This is a genomic window from Morganella sp. HMSC11D09 (assembly GCF_001807955.1).
Taxonomy (GTDB): Bacteria; Pseudomonadota; Gammaproteobacteria; order Enterobacterales; family Enterobacteriaceae; genus Morganella; species Morganella morganii.
Genome location: NZ_KV791692.1, coordinates 89461 through 104306, shown reverse-complemented (window position 1 = coordinate 104306; position 14846 = coordinate 89461). Strand labels below are relative to the sequence as shown.

Genomic DNA, 14846 nt, shown 5'->3' with positions numbered 1-14846 from the left:
GGACACGGGCTCCTTACGGCATTACAGGCGGAAACCTTCGCCTAAATAAACACGTTTAACCTGCTCATTATTCAGAATGGATTCCGGGCTGCCGTGGGCAATCATATGGCCCTGGCTGACAATATAAGCCCGTTCACAGACATCCAGTGTTTCGCGGACGTTGTGGTCAGTGATCAGGACGCCGAGCCCGTAATCACGGAGGTGCTGAATAATCTTTTTAATATCAATAACAGAAATCGGGTCAACACCGGCAAACGGTTCATCCAGCAGGATGAATTTCGGGTTGGCGGCCAGCGCGCGGGCAATTTCCACACGGCGGCGTTCACCCCCGGACAGTGATTGCCCCAGGTTATCGCGCAGATGGCTGATATGGAACTCTTCCATCAGCTCTTCCGCCCGCTCCCGGCGTTCATCATTGTTCAGATCTTTGCGGATTTCAAGCACCGCCATCAGGTTCTGCCATACCGTCAGACGACGGAAAATAGAGGCTTCCTGAGGCAGATAGCCAATCCCTTTGCGGGCACGTTCATGCAGCGGCAGCAGGGAGATATCTTCATCATCGATGCTTATCGCTCCGGCATCACGGGGAACAATACCCACGACCATATAGAAGGTCGTGGTTTTCCCGGCACCGTTCGGGCCGAGCAGCCCGACGATTTCGCCGGAGCTGACTTCAAGCGTCACATCTTCGACGACTTTGCGCCCTTTGTAGGCTTTGGCTAATTTGCTTGCAGTTAATTTTGCCATAAATCGTTACTTACCTTTCTGGCCGGTTGCCGCCGGGCCTTTTTCCTGAAGTTGTGACGGCAGCAGTACGGTAGTCACCTGTTTGCCTTTGTCACTGAATGCCTGCATCTGCTGTGTCGGCACCACGTAGGTAATCTTGTCACCGGTGATATTGCTGTCCAGCTGTTCCAGGTAGGCATTACCGGTCAGCGTGACCAGTTCATTGGCCATTTCGTAACGCAGTTTGCTGCCGCGTCCTTTGATTGGCTTACCGTTATCCTGCATCTGGTAGAAGGTCACCGGATTACCGAATGCTTCGATCACCATTTTATTGGAATCGCCGCCCGGACGGGTGACCACCACTTTGTCAGCGCGGACATCAATTGTTCCCTGTTTTACCACGACATTGTCAGTAAATGTGGTGATATTTTTTTCTAAATCAAGGGCTTGTTTTAATGATGTTACCGTCACCGGCTGCTGTGTATCTTCTTTTAACGCCAAAGCAGGGACACTGACGGCCAGAATTGCTGTTGCAATCAGAGTATTAAGGATGTTTGCTTTCATTTGGGATCTCATAGTAAGTCTGTACATCTTTGATCAGTTCCGCATTACGATTGCGTAAATTACCCCGCATCTGCAATCCGACGGAACGCAGTCCTGTTCCCGTGATGGTGACTTTATCGTCAGAACTCACATCCTGGGTTGTCAGATTGACTTCGGCGTTATCCGTGGTGATCTGCCTGAGCTGTGTATCGGTGGTCAGGCTGTCAACCTGCACATCACCGTATAAATATAACATTCTGTCATTGGTTAATTTGGCCCGCTTTGCACGAATCGTCCAGGTGGCGGTTTTATCAGGGTCGTAGGTGGTCAGCACCGGATTAGTAAACCAGGTTATTTTTTCCTGAGCAAAGTTCTGCACATCATCCGCATTCAGCCGGTACGCCAGCAGCCCTGTCGGCTCGTAAGCCAGGGTTGAGGACGTTTGGGTTTTATACGTCGGCGTACCGTCTTCCACAATCTTACCGTCGGTGTCACCTGAACGGGTGACCGACAGGTTCCAGCCGAGCAGACCGAGGGCGATAAGCGCCAGAATAATGATCAGCCAAAGCTTAAATTTACTCATGAGATCCCTGATAAAGCCATTATAACCAATGAAATTCTCTTCAGACGGACAGGCCTCTGGCCGCATCCAGCTTATTTTGTGCCAGCAGAATCAGATCGCACAATTCGCGGACAGCCCCGCGGCCGCCTGCAATCTGTGTAACATAATCCGCTTTGGGTAACAATAACGGGTGGGCATCCGCCACTGCGGCGGATAAACCGACCTCTGCCATGACCGGCCAGTCAATCAGGTCATCGCCGATATAGGCGACTTCGCCGGGGCGAAGTACCAGTTTATCTAATAGTTCGCGATACGCCAAAAGCTTATCGCTCTGTCCCTGGTAAAGATGTGTAATTCCGAGTGTATTGGCACGATCTTCCAGCAATTTGGCTTTACGACCGGTAATTATCGCCACCTCCACCCCGGAGGTCAGCAGGCAGCGGATACCGTAGCCGTCACGGACATTAAATGCTTTCAGTTCTTCACCGCTGTTGCCCTGATAAATCAGGCCGTCAGACATCACGCCGTCCACATCACAGATAAGAAGCCGTATTTTAGCGGCTTTTTCCATAACTGTTTGCGCTATCGGGCCATAGCAGGTGTCAATAGTGGTAATTTGTGTCATCGTCAGTCCTTACACCACTCCGGCCTGGAGCAGATCATGCATATGCAGTACGCCGAGCAGTTTATCACCTTCTGTGACTAATAAAGAGGTGATATGACGGGACTGCATTAAATTCAGTGCCTCAACCGCCAGGGTATTGGCTTTGATGCGGATCCCGCCCGGGGTCATCACATCGGCAATCTGGCAGTTATTGAGGTCTGTGCCCGCATCGAAAATCCGGCGCAGGTCACCGTCAGTGAAAATGCCCTGAATAATCATGTCATCGTCACAGATAACCGTCATACCCAGTTTTTTACGGGTGATTTCCACCAGTGCTTCGCGCAGTGAGGCGGTTTTCGGCACACGCGGGATATCATCCCCGGTGTTCATCAGGTCGGAAACCAGTAACAGCAGTTTGCGGCCGAGCGCGCCGCCCGGATGTGAGAGGGCAAAATCTTCAGCGGTAAAGCCGCGCGCCTGTAATAAGGCAATCGCCAGCGCGTCACCCATCACCAGTGTGGCGGTGGTGCTGGTGGTCGGCGCAAGGCCGAGCGGGCAGGCTTCCTGCGGGACTTTAATACACAGATGAATATCCGCTGCTTTTCCCATAGTACTGTCCGGGTTGCCGGTCATGCAGATAAGCGGGATGTTCTGACGTTTGATAACCGGGATCAGCGCCTGAATTTCTGAGGATTCACCGGAGTTTGAAATTGCGATAACCACATCTTTCTTTGTGACCATCCCCAGGTCGCCGTGTGCGGCTTCACCCGGATGCACAAAGAAGGAAGGGGTACCGGTGCTGGCAAATGTCGCGGCCATTTTGTGGCCGATATGACCGGATTTTCCCATCCCCATGATGATCACTTTGCCTTCACAGCGGAATATCAGTTCACAGGCTTTATCGAAATCATCATTAATATACTGTTCGAGTGACGCGAGACCTTCACGTTCAATCCGGAGGACACGTTTACCTGTTAGTTGAAAATCAGTTCGGGACATCAGTTTTTTCTCACTTTCAGTATCTGTCTGTGTATTAATGGCTGACGCTTATCAGCCGGTAAAAAGGCTTATCAGCCAGGCGGTGAACGCACTGAGCAGAATAATGCCTTTCAGCCGGTTCAGCCGCTGGTTCCGGCCGGCCGCAAAGAAAATAAATAACACACCGGCCGCGATCATCACGGCGAAATCGGTCATAAAACTGTCTGCTGCCATCGGCGCGGTGGCTAATAACGCCGGGATCCCCGCAACGACCGTGGTATTAAACAGTGTCGCGCCGATAAGATTCCCCAGCGCGATATCTTTTTCACCTTTGACCGCCGCCGCAATCGTGGTGCACAGTTCCGGCAGACTGGTACCGACAGCCAGGATAGTCAGTCCGGTGATACGCCCGCTGATCTCCGCATAGCGGGTGAATGCAGAGGCGTTATCGATCACAATCCGGACCGCCACCGGCATAATCAGCAACCCGGCGACCAGCCACAATAAAGCAACCGGCAAATTATTTTCCTGCGGCAGTTCATGGTTTTGTTCAGTAGTGAAGCCGTCATACTGATCACGCCGCGCCATTGCGGCAATTTTCACCACCAGCCAGAGACTGGCGAGCCCCGCAAGCACCAGAAACCCGCCCTGAACCCGCGTGATACCGCCGGACCAGATAAACAGCCCGAACAGCGCCATTACGGCCAGCATCAGCGGAAGCTCACGGCGCAGCACCGCTGACTGCACACTCAGCGGGCGGATAAGGGCGGCGAGGCCTGCAATCAGCAGTAAATTGGTAATATTGGATCCGATAATGGTGCCGAGCGCCAGATCCGGCTGCCCTTCAAGCACCGCACCGGCGGAGGTCAGCAGTTCCGGCAGCGACGTACCGGGACCGGCCACCAGAATACCGGTGATAAACGGGGAGATGCCGAGAGAACGGGAGAAAACCGCCGCGCCGTACACAATCCGGTCAGAGGCATAAACCAGCAGAATCAACCCGGTCAGTAAAAGGATGCTGGTGAGTAACATGGCTCTCCTCCGGGCTGAAAAACAGTCAGAAATAATGAAGTACGGGAAATTGAGGGTATTGTACGGGCTGAGGCGCAAAAGTAAAACAGACGTTTTGCGCCCGGCGGGAGCGTTAATGTTAAATGCTGATATACTTGTGTATCACGCTGTTTATACCCCGTTACTCAGGGGTGATAAATAATTCAGACAGTAACACCCGCATTTAAAGGCGAAAACTGCCGGATTTTTTTATATTATGATGGGTCAGTCCTGTATGTGTTGCAGAAACACAAAAAACATAACGTTAAGGTTGTGAGGTCATGAACCGACAGACGGAAAATATTATTGAGATCCGGAACATGTGCTTCCGGCGCGGTTCGCGCATGCTGTTTAATGATATCAGCCTGGATGTGCCGCGCGGCAAAGTGACCGCGATTATGGGGCCGTCCGGGATCGGGAAAACCACACTGTTACGCCTGATTGGCGGGCAGTTACGCCCGGACAGCGGCGAGATCTGGTTTGACGGCGACAATATCCCGGCACTTTCCCGCAGCAGACTCTATCAGTCGCGCCGCAAAATGAGCATGCTGTTTCAGTCCGGCGCATTATTCACGGATATGACAGTCTATGACAACGTGGCGTTCCCGCTGCGCGAGCATACCCGTCTGCCGGAATCCCTGATCCGGACAACCGTGATGATGAAACTGGAAGCGGTTGGTTTACGCGGGGCGGCAAACCTGATGCCGTCAGAACTCTCCGGCGGGATGGCACGGCGTGCGGCACTGGCGCGGGCCATTGCTCTGGATCCGGATCTTATCCTGTTTGATGAGCCGTTTGTCGGCCAGGATCCGATTACCATGGGTGTGCTGGTAAAACTGATTGATGAACTCAATCAGTCGCTGGGTGTAACCTGCATCGTGGTCTCTCACGATGTGCCGGAAGTGCTCAGTATTGCGGATAAGGCTTATATCGTCGCGGAGCAGTCCGTTATTGCACAGGGCACCGCAGAAGAGTTGCAGGAGAACACCGAACCGCGTGTGCGCCAGTTCCTGGATGGTATTGCTGACGGACCGGTTCCTTTCCGCTATCCGGCGGGTGATTACCAATCAGATTTATTAGGATAAACGAGACATGTTGACACAGGCACTTGCTGCTTTGGGACGCCGCGCGTTAGCGACATGTGCGTCTTTCGGGCGGTCAGGATACATGCTGTTCCGTGCGCTGTTCGGCAAACCGCAGTTTGCCCGGCAGTGGCCGTTGCTGCGCAAGCAGCTGTACAGCGTCGGTGTGCAGTCCCTGCTGATTATTTCAGTATCCGGGCTGTTTATCGGGATGGTTCTGGCCTTACAGGGATATCTGGTTCTGAAAACCTTCAGTGCGGAAGCCAGCCTTGGCATGATGGTGGCGCTGTCGCTGCTGCGTGAACTGGGGCCGGTGGTGACCGCACTGCTGTTTGCCGGACGCGCCGGTTCTGCGCTGACCGCGGAAATCGGGCTGATGAAAGCCACAGAACAGTTATCCAGCCTGGAAATGATGGCGGTGGATCCGCTGCGCCGTGTGATTGCACCGCGTTTCTGGGCCGGTTTGATCAGTATGCCGTTGTTATCCATGATTTTTGTCGCCGTTGGTATTCTTGGCGGGGTCATGGTCGGGGTGGACTGGAAAGGGATCGATGAAGGTTTCTACTGGGCTTCCATGCAGGCCAATGTGGACTGGCAGAAAGATGTGATGAACTGCATTTACAAGAGTGTGGTTTTCGCCTTCACCGTCACCTGGATTGCCCTGTACAACGGGTATGATGCTATTCCGACGTCTGAAGGGATTAGTCGGGCAACAACACGCACGGTCGTTCATTCATCGCTTGCCGTGTTAGGGTTAGATTTTGTGCTTACGGCACTGATGTTCGGGAATTAAACAATGCAAAGCAAGAAAAATGAAGTTTGGGTCGGGCTTTTCGTCTTAATTGCCATTGCGGCGATTATCTTCCTGGCACTGAAAGTGGCGGATATCCGCTCTGTCGGCAGCGAAAAAACCTACCGCGTGTCTGCCACCTTTGATGATATCGGCGGTCTGCAGGCCCGTTCACCGGTAAAAATCGGCGGTGTGGTGATTGGCCGCGTCAATGACATCCGTCTGGACAAGGACTATAAACCGGAAGTGACGCTGGATATCTACAGTCAGTATGACCAGATTCCGGACACCAGTTCGTTATCTATCCGCACCTCCGGTCTGCTGGGTGAGCAGTATCTGGCGCTCAGTAAAGGGTTTGAGAATACAACCGATCCGGATCTGCCGATGACTGAAATGCTGAAAGACGGCAGCCGTATTCAGGACACCAAACCGGCGATGGTGCTGGAAGATTTAATCGGTCAGTTCCTGTATAAGAGCGGCGACGGCGAAGGGGGTAATACCCCGGCACCGGCTGCACAGCACTGATACGAAAAGTAATGTAAAAACGGATGTTTTTGCCCGCAGAGGCAGACATCCTGCATAATACTGTTTACCGAAGACACCTTCACGGCGGAAAGTGCCGGTGATTAATCAGGAGTTGATTATGTTTAAGCGTTTACTGATAGCGGCGATGCTGGTGGTGATGGCCCCGTTTGCCGGAGCTGTTGACCAGACAAATCCGTATACACTGATGAACGATGCGGCGGCGAAAACCTTCAGCCGTCTGAAAGCCGAACAGGCGCAAATCCGGCAGAACCCGGACTATCTGCGCACTGTTGTTCAGGAAGAATTACTGCCGTATGTGCAGATCAAATACGCCGGTGCACTGGTGTTAGGCTCTTACTACAAAGATGCGACGCCGGCACAGCGTGATGCTTACTTCAAAGCCTTTGAGGCTTATCTGGCACAGGCATACGGCCAGGCACTGGCAATGTACACTAACCAGACTTATCAGATTGATCCTGCACAACCGCTGGGTGATAAAACTATCGTGGCTATCCGTGTGACACTGACAGAGCCGGCAGGGCGTCCGCCAATCCGTCTGGATTTCCAGTGGCGTAAAAATACCAAAACCGGTAACTGGCAGGCTTATGACATGATTGCCGAAGGCGTGAGCATGATCACCACCAAACAAAATGAGTGGGCATCTATTCTGCGTCAGAAAGGTGTTGATGGTCTGACTGCTGAGCTTGAGCGCAGCGCGAAAACCCCGATTACTCTGGATCAGAAATAATGACGGCTGCGCTGACGTGGGAAAAACAGGGTGAAACCCTCGTCCTGAACGGGGAACTGGATCGCGATACACTGCTGTCGTTCTGGAATGCACGTCAGCAGCAGATGAGCGCCGTGCAGACGGTGGATGTTTCCGGTCTCAGTCATGTGGATTCTGCCGGGCTGGCCATGCTGGTCCGTCTGCGGGGAGAGCGCCCGGAAGCGCCGTTTGTGTTATCCGGAGTAAGCGCTAACTTGCAGATGCTGATGTCACTCTACGGCGTTGAGTTTGAATTCAGTCAGAACGCGTGAATTTAAAATAATGTAAATAACGGCGCGACAGATACATATTTGCCGTTATTTTCCGTAAGGTAACTGCCTCCGGTTGTGTCACCACAGCCGGAGGCATTTTTAATGGTTTAAGAGCGGGGCATATTCGATTACGATAGTGCCTATAACACACAATCTGATAACCAATTTGAGAAATTATGGATACGAATGAAATCAAACAGGTGCTGATGGATAAGTTAGCACTTACTGACGCAATTGTGACCGGTGACGGCAGCCATTTTCAGGTGATCGCGGTCGGCGATCTTTTTGACGGCATGAGCCGCGTTAAACAGCAGCAGGCCGTGTATGCGCCGCTGATGGAATATATTGCGGATAACCGTATCCACGCGTTGTCTATCAAAGCCTATACCCCGGCTCAGTGGGAACGGGATCGTAAACTGAGCGGGCTGTAACCGCGGCGGCTGACAATGCAGTGACAAGTAACGCGGCAGCAATTAATGATAATGAGAGTGTCTACAGATGGATAAATTTCGGGTAAAAGGTCCTTCCGTTCTTCAGGGCGAAGTGACTATCTCAGGGGCAAAAAATGCAGCATTGCCTATCCTGTTCGCTGCAATTCTGGCGGAAGAACCGGTTGAATTACACAATGTGCCGGAACTGCGGGATATCGACACCTCTGTGAAGCTGTTAACGCGGTTGGGTGCAAAAATTGAGCGCAAAGGAACCACACTGCGTGTGGATGCTTCTGCAATTAATGAATATTGTGCACCTTATGATCTGGTCAAAACCATGCGCGCATCTATCTGGGCGCTGGGGCCGCTGGTGGCCCGTTTTGGTCACGGTCAGGTTTCTCTGCCGGGCGGCTGTGCTATCGGTGCCCGTCCGGTTGATTTGCATATCACCGGTTTAGAGCAGTTAGGGGCGAAAATCACCCTCGATGAAGGGTATGTCAAAGCGGAAGTGGACGGTCGCCTGACCGGTAACACTATCGTGATGGACAAAGTCAGCGTGGGTGCCACCATCACGATTATGTGTGCGGCAGTCCTGGCGAAAGGCAAAACCGTTATCGAAAACGCGGCCCGTGAACCGGAAATTGAAGACACCGCTGCATTCCTGAATGCGCTGGGTGCCAAAATCACCGGCGCAGGGACTGACCACGTGGTGATTGAAGGTGTTGAACGCCTCGGCGGCGGCTCTCACACCGTTGTGCCGGATCGTATTGAAACCGGGACATTCCTGATCGCAGCGGCAGTTTCACGCGGTAAAATTCTGTGCCGTAACGCCAAGCCGGATACGCTGGATGCGGTACTGGCCAAGCTGCGCGAAGCCGGGGCGGAAATCGAAACCGGTGACGACTGGATAAGCCTTGATATGAAAGGGCAGCGTCCTAAAGCGGTCACTTTCCGTACCGCGCCGCATCCGGGCTTCCCGACAGACATGCAGGCGCAGTTCAGTCTGCTGAATCTGGTGGCTGAAGGCTCCGGTATGATCACGGAAACCATCTTTGAAAACCGCTTTATGCACATTCCGGAACTGATCCGTATGGGTGCTCACGCGGAAATCGAGAGTAATTCTGTGCTGTGCCACGGCGTGGAAAAACTGTCCGGTGCTCAGGTGATGGCGACCGACCTGCGTGCATCGGCAAGCCTGGTGCTGGCGGGTTGTATCGCGGAAGGTACCACAATCGTCGATCGTATTTATCATATCGATCGCGGTTATGAGCATATTGAAGAGAAATTACGCGGCCTGGGTGCGGATATCGAACGCATTCATTCAGCGGAGTAATTCTCTGATGTAAGCCATAAACAGAAAAGAGCGGATATCCGCTCTTTTTTTGTGTCTTATTCCTGTCCGCCGGGGGAGGGAGTGAACTCCTCGATGGTCACATCGACAGACCGCATCTGACCATTGCGTAACAGGGTGACCGGCACAACACTGCCCGGGCTCAGTTCCGCCACCTGATCCATCATTTCGAGTGGTGAGGTGCTCGGTTTGTTATTGACGCTGGTGATGATATCCCCGACCTGAATCCCGCCTTTATCCGCCGGGCCGTTACGGGCAACCTGAAAGACCCGCAGACCGGTTATCTGATTGATATCACTGTTGTTAGTCCGGATCGGCGGCAGCTCTTTGGAGGTGATGCCGATATAGCCCCGGATCACACGGCCGTCTTTTATCAGTTTATTCATAATGCGCAGGGCAAGCTCTGCGGGGATCGCCAGCCCGATGCTGTCACTCATCCGTGACGGATCATTGCTGTCGTAAGACATGGTATTGATGCCGACTAACTCGCCTTCGGTATTGACGAGTGCGCCGCCGGAGTTACCGGCCATAATCGAGGCATCAGTCTGGAGAAAATTCTGGCGGCGGGTCGGACTCAGCCCGACACGGCCCATTGCACTGATAATGCCCTGGTTAACTGTCTGCCCGACATTAAACGGGTTGCCGATCGCCAGCACCACATCACCCACATGAGACTGACGCTTCGGGTTGATCGGGATCACCGGCAGTTTATCGGTGGTATTGATTTTCAGTACCGCGAGGTCGGTCAGATCATCCGCGCCGATCAGCATGCCTTCATACAGGCGGCCGTAATTACCGTATTGCAGGGCGATCAGGATCTGATCGGCGTTTTTAATGACGTGCTGGTTAGTCAGGATATAACCCTGATCATTCATGATCACACCGGAACCGAGGGAGGTCATTTCGGGACCCTGCTGGGAGAGGCTGCCCATATTACTGCTGTAAACATTGACCACGGCAGGCGCGGCGCGGCGTACCGCTTTGTTGTAGCTGACCGGTTCGTCATTATTAAACAGATGGGTAAACCACTGGGTCACAAATTGCGGGCGAATAGACGGGACACTGACCAGAAGCAGGGCAGCCACGAGAAGTCCCATAAAAACGGAGCGCAATAATTTAAACCACATAGTCCTTAACCGGTGTTGTGAGTACGGGAAGCAGATACTTCCGGCAGAATAGCATAATCCGGGGAAATTATATGTGTGTAATTGCGGTATTTTATGATGTGGTACAAATAAACAGGTGCGGTATCAGACGGTTATTTATCACTGACGGTTATGAGTCTGTCAGCCGCCGGTCACTGACAGTCTCATGTGGTACAGCCGGTTAAACGGGTTTATCCCCCATCACGGTTGCTCTGTGCATAATGCGGTGAAAATCGCCGTAATCAAAACTGGCGAGATGCTGGGTGCAGCGGTTATCCCAGACCGCCACATCGCCGTCCTGCCAGTGCCAGCGGACAAAATATTTCGGCTGTGTGCTGTGTTTAAACAGGAACGTCAGCAATGTATCACTCTCTTCCGGGCTTAATTCACAGATCCGGCTGGTAAAACCTGCGGTCACAAACAAGCCCTTCTTCCCGGTGACCGGATGGGTTCTGACCAGCGGATGACGTCTCGGCGGGAAATCGCGGCGGGCTTTTTCCAGCGCGGCTTTGGCTTCCCCGGTCTGCGCAAAACGGCTGTCCGGAAAAGAGAGGCTGATATCATGTTCCGCCGTCAGGCCGGATAAAAATTCCTGCAACGGCGGTGATAAATCATCATAAGCCCGGGTCAGGCTGGCCCACAGAGTATCGCCGCCGAAAGGGGGAACCTGTACCGCGGATAACACACAGCCCATGGCCGGTTTTTCCAGAAATGTCACATCAGTGTGCCACAGTTCGTTATCCTTCAGATCAAGCAGGTGGCTGTCGAGCACAATCAGTTCCCGCACATTTTTATGTGAAGGAAAAACCGGATGTATATGCAGTTCTCCCAGCGCAGCGGCAAAGTCCCGCTGAGCTTCCGGTTTGATATACTGCTGGCGGAAAAACAGCACCTGATGTTCCAGTAAGGCATCCTGTAATACGGCCAGCGTGGCGGCATCCGGTGTCAGGTTAAGATCAATGCCGCTGACGTGCGCGCCGATAGCGGGTGTTAATTGTCTGATATCCATATTCATTACCTCTCTGTCGGTTAAGATTCTTTGCCGTACCACGGCACTAATGCCTGCTGCAAATGACGCAATGCCAGTTCGATGGCGAGTGCCACCACGGCAATCACTGCGATACCGGTGATGACAATACCGGTGTTAAGAAACTGCGCGGCGGACTGCACCATAAACCCGAGCCCCTGCTGTGCCGCGACCAGCTCTGCCGCCACCAGGGTTGACCAGCCCACGCCGAGACCAATCCGGATCCCGGTCAGCATCTGCGGCAGTACTGACGGCAGGATCACATATCTCAGTACCTGAAGCCGGTTTGCTCCCAGTGACTGCACGGCGCGGATCCGGTTTCCCGGCGCGGCCATAATGCCCTGCATCGTTGAAATCAGGACCGGAGCGAGAATCGCTAACCAGATCAGCAGGATCTTGGTGGTTTCCCCGATCCCGAACCAGATAACAATCAGCGGCAGATAGGCGAGCGGGGGAACCGGGCGGTACAGTTCAACCACCGGATCCAGTATTCCGCGTATCCGTGAACTCAGCCCCATCAGTACCCCCAGCGGGATCCCGGTGATAACCGCCAGAAGCAGCGCTTTGAGCATGCGGTCAAGGCTGGCCGCCAGGTGCTGCCACAGCGTGGCATTCATGTAACCGGATTCGGATAACGCCAGAAACTGGTGTCCTATCTGAGCAGGGGCGGGTAAATAGAGCGGATTAACCCACTGAAATGCGGTAATCAGCCACCAGCCGGTAATCAGCACGGATAAACTCACAATGCTGAGTAATAAACGGCTGTGGCGGGGTTGTTTATTTCCGGTTATATCTGCCATTGATGTCACTCCGTGTCCGTTAATTAACCGCGCTGATACGCCATTATTTTGTCTGATAGTGTGTCGCGGTGATGAATAAACGCCGGATCCGATTTAATCTCACGGATACGCCGTCCCTGCGACCATTGTTTATAAAACGGGGGTTCTTCTCCGGATATTATCCGGCCGGGATACGGCGCCATTAATATCAGCCTTGTGGCCATTAACAGTGCCTCTTCAATATCATGAGTAATAATAAAAAAGGCACTCTGCTGTTTTTGCCACAGCGTCAGAATTAAGGATTGCATCTGTTCCCGGTTGGCGGCATCGAGTGCACCGAAGGGTTCATCCATCAGAATAAAATCAGACTTTACAGCCAGTGCCCGTGCAATACCGACCCGCTGACGCATTCCGCCGGAGAGTGACCAGATATTGTCGGTGATAGCATGCAGTAATCCGACTTTTTGCAGGTTTTCTTCGACAATCGCTTTTTCTTCCTGCTTACCAAGCTTTTTAATTTTCAGTCCCAGTGCGACATTTTCATAAACATTCAGCCAGGGCATCAGTGCGTCATTCTGAAATACCACGGCTCTGTCAGAGGCGGGATGCCGAATTTCGTTTCCGTTCCGCGTTATTTTTCCGCCGGAGGGCGCTAAAAACCCGGCAACAATATTCAGCAGCGATGTTTTTCCGCAGCCGGAAGCGCCGAGAATAACGGTAATACCGTTATCCGGAATGGTTAAATTAATACCGGATAAGGTTGTCTGCGGCTGACCGTGATAAACCAGATCAATATTCTCCAGTACGATATCCGCCATTATTATTTCCCCGCCGCTGTGGTGACGGCCTCCGTATTGATATTTCCGGCATAGGAATCTTTAACCGAATCAATACTGCCCTGCTGCTGTAAAAACAGTGCGGTATTGCGGATATCATCCGCCAGGGTGGTCGTCAGGATCTGTTTTTGTTCTTTCAGAACGGGATAATCACTACCCGCCATCACGCCTGGTACATCTTCCGGGCGGGCACCGGTCAGTCGTGCAATTTTGCCTGTGATGTCAGGAAAGTCCGCAATAGTATTTTTGTTCCGCTGATACCACTGAACCTCAATATCAGTAACGGCGGCAAACTGCGCCAGAACATCAGGATGCTGTGCAGCAAATTTGCTGTCCGCGACCCACAGGTCATAGGTTGGTTTACCCCATGCCCGTACGTCGCGGCCGGAAATCAGGATCTGTCCGTTTGCTTTCAGCTGACTTAAGGCCGGTTCCCAGACATAGGCTGCATCAATATCACCTCTCTCCCATGCTGCGGCAATCTCAGCAGGCCGCAGATTAATCAGCTGTACCGATTTTTCATCAACATTCAGGTTCTCCAGTGTCGCAAGCAGGCTGTAATGGGCCGTGGAGGTAAAAGGTACGGCAATTTTCTTACCGGCCAGTCCGCCTGACGGATTACGGTCATTGCGGACAATCAGTGCCTCGGCGGTGTCAGGAATGCCGGAAATATAAAAAACCTCCACCGGCAGTCCGCGGCTGGCGGCAACAGTAAACGGCGCGGAGCCCATATTGGCGATATCCGCCTCACCGGCAGCCAGGGCGGTCAGCACATCCGCGCCGCTGTCGAATTTTTTCCAGATAATCTGTTTACCGGTGGCGGCCTCATAGGCGTGGTTTGCCTGTGCAATTTTGCCGGGATCGATAATCGCCTGATAAGCGATCACCACCGGTTTTTCAGTGGTTGCCTGTGGTGCAGGCGCTTTCTGGCTGTAAATAAATGCGCTTATCACCGCCAGCGCCGCCAGTAAGGACAAAATGACCTTTAATTTATTTTTTTTCTGAGGCTGATATAACGACATTATTTTCTTCCGTTATGAAGTCATGAGTAGTTATCTATTTAGTGTCAGAGAATATATTCCGGGAAAGAATTACTTTTTATATTGAAATGCCTTTTTGTTATACATGAATAATATTCCCGCTGAAGATCATTTTTCAATTAAAAGGAAGGGTGAGAAATTCGTTATTTTTTACGTGTAATTCATTGTTTGTCTAAGTGTGAATTCCGAAAATATACGGTTAATAAATAATCGTCATGATATATCAGATTATTTAGTTATGAGTTATGGCTTTATTTTCTTATTCTCAATAAGCCGTAATACGATAACCTGGGAAATAACGGAATAATAACCACAATGAGCAATGCGGGAGTAACAGGA

18 protein-coding genes are annotated in these 14846 nt (G+C 52.2%); 7 read left to right on the top strand and 11 right to left on the bottom strand.

What is annotated here, in order from left to right; all coding sequences use genetic code 11:
• Positions 1–21: 21 nt before the first annotated feature.
• From lptB to HMPREF3119_RS10450, 6 genes are read right to left on the bottom strand one after another with little or no spacing between them, the layout of a single operon-like run.
• Positions 22–747: an LPS export ABC transporter ATP-binding protein gene (lptB, locus tag HMPREF3119_RS10475; RefSeq protein WP_004236313.1), complete on the bottom strand. Its 726-nt coding sequence runs from the start codon at positions 745–747 to the stop codon at positions 22–24.
• A 6-nt stretch (positions 748–753) separates the two neighbouring features.
• The gene (lptA, locus tag HMPREF3119_RS10470; RefSeq protein WP_004236314.1) at positions 754–1290 is read right to left on the bottom strand and encodes a lipopolysaccharide ABC transporter substrate-binding protein LptA; all 537 of its coding nucleotides are present in this window, start codon (positions 1288–1290) and stop codon (positions 754–756) included.
• On the bottom strand, positions 1271–1852 hold the full coding sequence (lptC, locus tag HMPREF3119_RS10465; RefSeq protein WP_004236315.1) for an LPS export ABC transporter periplasmic protein LptC: 582 nt from the start codon (positions 1850–1852) through the stop codon (positions 1271–1273). The genes lptA and lptC overlap by 20 nt, the downstream gene beginning before the upstream one ends.
• A 40-nt stretch (positions 1853–1892) precedes the next feature.
• Complete coding sequence (kdsC, locus tag HMPREF3119_RS10460) at positions 1893–2456, bottom strand: 3-deoxy-manno-octulosonate-8-phosphatase KdsC (protein WP_004240514.1); 564 nt, start codon at positions 2454–2456, stop codon at positions 1893–1895.
• 9 nt (positions 2457–2465) lie between these two features.
• Positions 2466–3434 carry an arabinose-5-phosphate isomerase KdsD gene (kdsD, locus tag HMPREF3119_RS10455; protein WP_004236318.1) on the bottom strand — a complete coding sequence of 323 codons (969 nt, stop codon included), beginning with the start codon at positions 3432–3434 and terminating at the stop codon, positions 2466–2468.
• Positions 3435–3485: 51 nt separating this feature from the next.
• On the bottom strand, positions 3486–4445 hold the full coding sequence (locus tag HMPREF3119_RS10450; RefSeq protein WP_004240511.1) for a calcium/sodium antiporter: 960 nt from the start codon (positions 4443–4445) through the stop codon (positions 3486–3488).
• 299 nt (positions 4446–4744) lie between these two features.
• On the opposite strand from HMPREF3119_RS10450, the gene mlaF reads away from it, so the two are divergent.
• The 7 genes from mlaF to murA all read left to right on the top strand — a co-directional run bounded on the left by mlaF (position 4745) and on the right by murA (position 9662).
• A complete protein-coding gene (gene mlaF / locus HMPREF3119_RS10440; protein WP_004236320.1) occupies positions 4745–5548 on the top strand; it encodes a phospholipid ABC transporter ATP-binding protein MlaF in 804 nt (267 codons plus the stop codon).
• Between the two features lie 7 nt (positions 5549–5555).
• Entirely contained in the window at positions 5556–6338 is a 783-nt protein-coding gene (gene mlaE / locus HMPREF3119_RS10435) for a lipid asymmetry maintenance ABC transporter permease subunit MlaE (RefSeq protein ID WP_015422977.1), read from the top strand.
• A 3-nt stretch (positions 6339–6341) separates the two neighbouring features.
• Complete coding sequence (gene mlaD, locus HMPREF3119_RS10430) at positions 6342–6860, top strand: outer membrane lipid asymmetry maintenance protein MlaD (RefSeq protein ID WP_004240509.1); 519 nt, start codon at positions 6342–6344, stop codon at positions 6858–6860.
• A gap of 118 nt (positions 6861–6978) precedes the next feature.
• Positions 6979–7608 (top strand): phospholipid-binding protein MlaC, encoded by a 630-nt coding sequence (gene mlaC / locus HMPREF3119_RS10425; protein WP_004236324.1) that lies wholly within the window; start codon positions 6979–6981, stop codon positions 7606–7608.
• Entirely contained in the window at positions 7608–7898 is a 291-nt protein-coding gene (gene mlaB / locus HMPREF3119_RS10420) for a lipid asymmetry maintenance protein MlaB (RefSeq protein WP_070579650.1), read from the top strand. The genes mlaC and mlaB overlap by 1 nt, the downstream gene beginning before the upstream one ends.
• A 176-nt stretch (positions 7899–8074) precedes the next feature.
• A complete protein-coding gene (gene ibaG, locus HMPREF3119_RS10415; protein WP_004236327.1) occupies positions 8075–8329 on the top strand; it encodes a BolA family iron metabolism protein IbaG in 255 nt (84 codons plus the stop codon).
• A 67-nt stretch (positions 8330–8396) separates the two neighbouring features.
• Positions 8397–9662, top strand: a complete 1266-nt coding sequence (gene murA / locus HMPREF3119_RS10410) for a UDP-N-acetylglucosamine 1-carboxyvinyltransferase (RefSeq protein WP_004236328.1) — start codon at positions 8397–8399, stop codon at positions 9660–9662.
• Between the two features lie 56 nt (positions 9663–9718).
• Here the strand turns inward: murA and degS are convergent, their stop codons facing one another.
• From degS to HMPREF3119_RS10385, 5 genes are all read right to left on the bottom strand, one after another.
• A complete protein-coding gene (gene degS / locus HMPREF3119_RS10405) occupies positions 9719–10807 on the bottom strand; it encodes an outer membrane-stress sensor serine endopeptidase DegS (protein ID WP_004240504.1) in 1089 nt (362 codons plus the stop codon).
• A gap of 199 nt (positions 10808–11006) precedes the next feature.
• On the bottom strand, positions 11007–11834 hold the full coding sequence (tauD, locus tag HMPREF3119_RS10400) for a taurine dioxygenase (protein ID WP_369749900.1): 828 nt from the start codon (positions 11832–11834) through the stop codon (positions 11007–11009).
• Between the two features lie 20 nt (positions 11835–11854).
• Positions 11855–12652: a taurine ABC transporter permease TauC gene (gene tauC, locus HMPREF3119_RS10395; RefSeq protein ID WP_049245723.1), complete on the bottom strand. Its 798-nt coding sequence runs from the start codon at positions 12650–12652 to the stop codon at positions 11855–11857.
• A 23-nt stretch (positions 12653–12675) separates the two neighbouring features.
• Complete coding sequence (locus tag HMPREF3119_RS10390; RefSeq protein ID WP_024474522.1) at positions 12676–13449, bottom strand: taurine ABC transporter ATP-binding protein; 774 nt, start codon at positions 13447–13449, stop codon at positions 12676–12678.
• Positions 13450–13451: 2 nt separating this feature from the next.
• Positions 13452–14489, bottom strand: coding sequence for a taurine ABC transporter substrate-binding protein (locus HMPREF3119_RS10385; RefSeq protein WP_036416566.1), 1038 nt, complete (start codon positions 14487–14489; stop codon positions 13452–13454).
• Positions 14490–14846: the final 357 nt, after the last annotated feature.